This is a genomic window from Staphylococcus sp. EG-SA-17, assembly GCF_017151845.1.
GTDB lineage: Bacteria > Bacillota > Bacilli > Staphylococcales > Staphylococcaceae > Staphylococcus > Staphylococcus aureus.
Genome location: NZ_JACVZO010000060.1, coordinates 1 through 1,824 on the forward strand (window position 1 = coordinate 1; position 1,824 = coordinate 1,824).

Genomic DNA, 1,824 nt, shown 5'->3' on the forward strand with positions numbered 1-1,824 from the left:
AAGAGAAACTTAAAAAACTTATTGATGATAAGTTGAAAGAAAAAGAAGAAAGACCCGCAATCGTCGAATATTAAGGAGTGTTAAAAATGCCGAAAGAAAAATATTACTTATACCGAGAAGATGGCACGGAAGATATTAAGGTCATCAAACATGAAGATAACGAGAATGAAGTTTATTCGCTCACAGGAGCCCATTTCAGCGACGAAAAGAAAATTATGACTGATAGTGACCTAAAACGATTTAAAGGCGCTCACGGACTTCTATATGAGCAAGAGCTAGGTTTACAAGCAACGATATTTGATATTTAGAGGTGGCGCAATGAGTAAATACAATGCTAAGAAAGTTGAGTACAAAGGAATTGTATTTGATAGCAAAGTAGAGTGTGAATATTACCAATATTTAGAAAGTAATATGAATGGCACTAATTATGATCATATCGAAATACAACCGAAATTCGAATTATTACCAAAACTAGATAAACAACGAAAGATTGAATATATTGCAGACTTCGCGTTATATCTCGATGACAAACTGATTGAAGTTATCGACATTAAAGGTATGCCAACCGAAGTAGCAAAACTTAAAGCTAAGATTTTCAGACATAAATACAGAAACATAAAACTCAATTGGATATGTAAAGCACCTAAGTACACAGGCAAAACATGGATTACTTACGAGGAATTAATTAAAGCAAGACGAGAACGCAAAAGAGAAATGAAGTGATCTAATGCAACAACAAGCATATATAAACGCAACGATTGATATAAGAATACCTACAGAAGTTGAATATAAGCATTTTGGTGATGTGGATAAAGAAAAAGAAACGCTGGCAGATTACTTATATAACAATCCTAACGAAATACTAGAGTATGACAATTTAAAAATTAGAAATGTAAATGTAGAGGTGGAATAAATGGCGAAAACAGCAAGAATTGTAAGGATACACGATAAACCTTATAGGTTCAGTAAATTTGAAATGGAATTAATAGAAAGTCACGGTATAACACCTGGAATGGTTTCTAAAAGAGTAAAAGACGGTTGGGAACTACATGAAGCAATGGACGCACCAGAAGGTACGCGTTTAAGTGAGTACAGAGAAAAGAAAACAATAGAAAGACTGGAACAAGCTAGACTCGAACGCAAATTGGAAAGAGAGCGAAAAATATACAGACGAACAAATTAAAGCAATGAGTCATAAAGAAGTTAGCAATGTGATTGAAAACTATAAGACAAGCATAAGGAACGAAGAGCTATATGATGAATGCATGTCGTTTGGTCTACCTAATTGTTAAAAGGAGTGATGACTATGACAGATAACGCACGCAAAGAATACCTAAATCAATTCTTTGGATCTAAGAGATATCTGTATCAGGATAACGAAGGAGTGGCACATATCCATGTAGTAAACAGCACTTATTACTTTCACGGGCATATCGTACCAGGTTGGCAAGGCGTTAAAAAGACATTTGATACTGCTGAAGAGCTCGAAATATATATAAAGCAACATGGTTTGGAATACGAGGAACAGAAGCAACTAACTTTATTTTAGAGGAGATATAAACAATAAAATTTTATGGAGGAAGACACTAATGAATAACCGCGAACAAATTGAACAATCAGTGATCAGTGCTAGTGCGTATAACGGCAATGACACAGAGGGATTGCTAAAAGAGATTGAGGACGTGTATAAGAAAGCACAAGCGTTTGATGAAATACTTGAGGGTTTACCTAATGCTATGCAAGATGCACTCAAAGAAGATATTGGTCTTGATGAAGCAGTAGGGATTATGACGGGGCAAGTGGTCTATAAATATGAGGAGGACA

The 1,824-nt window shown here is 35.0% G+C and carries 5 protein-coding genes and 2 pseudogenes; all 7 read left to right on the forward strand.

Annotation, left to right across the window (positions count from 1 at the left end):
• The first annotated feature begins 86 nt into the window (after positions 1 to 86).
• Positions 87 to 308 carry a DUF3269 family protein gene (locus tag IDG65_RS13955; RefSeq protein ID WP_001123673.1) on the forward strand — a complete coding sequence of 74 codons (222 nt, stop codon included), beginning with the start codon at positions 87 to 89 and terminating at the stop codon, positions 306 to 308.
• A 10-nt stretch (positions 309 to 318) separates the two neighbouring features.
• Positions 319 to 723 carry a DUF1064 domain-containing protein gene (locus IDG65_RS13960; RefSeq protein WP_000049784.1) on the forward strand — a complete coding sequence of 135 codons (405 nt, stop codon included), beginning with the start codon at positions 319 to 321 and terminating at the stop codon, positions 721 to 723.
• A 4-nt stretch (positions 724 to 727) separates the two neighbouring features.
• Positions 728 to 913, forward strand: a complete 186-nt coding sequence (locus IDG65_RS13965; protein ID WP_001187242.1) for a DUF3113 family protein — start codon at positions 728 to 730, stop codon at positions 911 to 913.
• A pseudogene (locus IDG65_RS13970) lies at positions 914 to 1,162 on the forward strand (SA1788 family PVL leukocidin-associated protein); the annotation flags it as partial.
• Positions 1,155 to 1,292 (forward strand): annotated as a pseudogene (locus IDG65_RS13975) (hypothetical protein); the annotation flags it as partial. The pseudogenes IDG65_RS13970 and IDG65_RS13975, both read left to right, overlap by 8 nt.
• Positions 1,293 to 1,300: 8 nt before the next feature.
• The gene (locus IDG65_RS13980; RefSeq protein ID WP_015994229.1) at positions 1,301 to 1,549 is read left to right on the forward strand and encodes an SAV1978 family virulence-associated passenger protein; all 249 of its coding nucleotides are present in this window, start codon (positions 1,301 to 1,303) and stop codon (positions 1,547 to 1,549) included.
• Positions 1,550 to 1,589: 40 nt separating this feature from the next.
• Positions 1,590 to 1,824: type II toxin-antitoxin system toxin HigB (gene higB, locus IDG65_RS13985; protein ID WP_206174185.1), on the forward strand; the 235-nt coding region annotated here is incomplete at its 3' end.

Excerpts from the sequence above, each read along its gene's own strand:
- IDG65_RS13960 (WP_000049784.1), top strand. The coding sequence starts at position 319 with ATGAGTAAATACAATGCTAAGAAAGTTGAGTACAAAGGAATTGTATTT.
- IDG65_RS13965 (WP_001187242.1), top strand. The coding sequence starts at position 728 with ATGCAACAACAAGCATATATAAACGCAACGATTGATATAAGAATACCT.
- IDG65_RS13980 (WP_015994229.1), top strand. The coding sequence starts at position 1,301 with ATGACTATGACAGATAACGCACGCAAAGAATACCTAAATCAATTCTTT.
- IDG65_RS13955 (WP_001123673.1), top strand. The coding sequence starts at position 87 with ATGCCGAAAGAAAAATATTACTTATACCGAGAAGATGGCACGGAAGAT.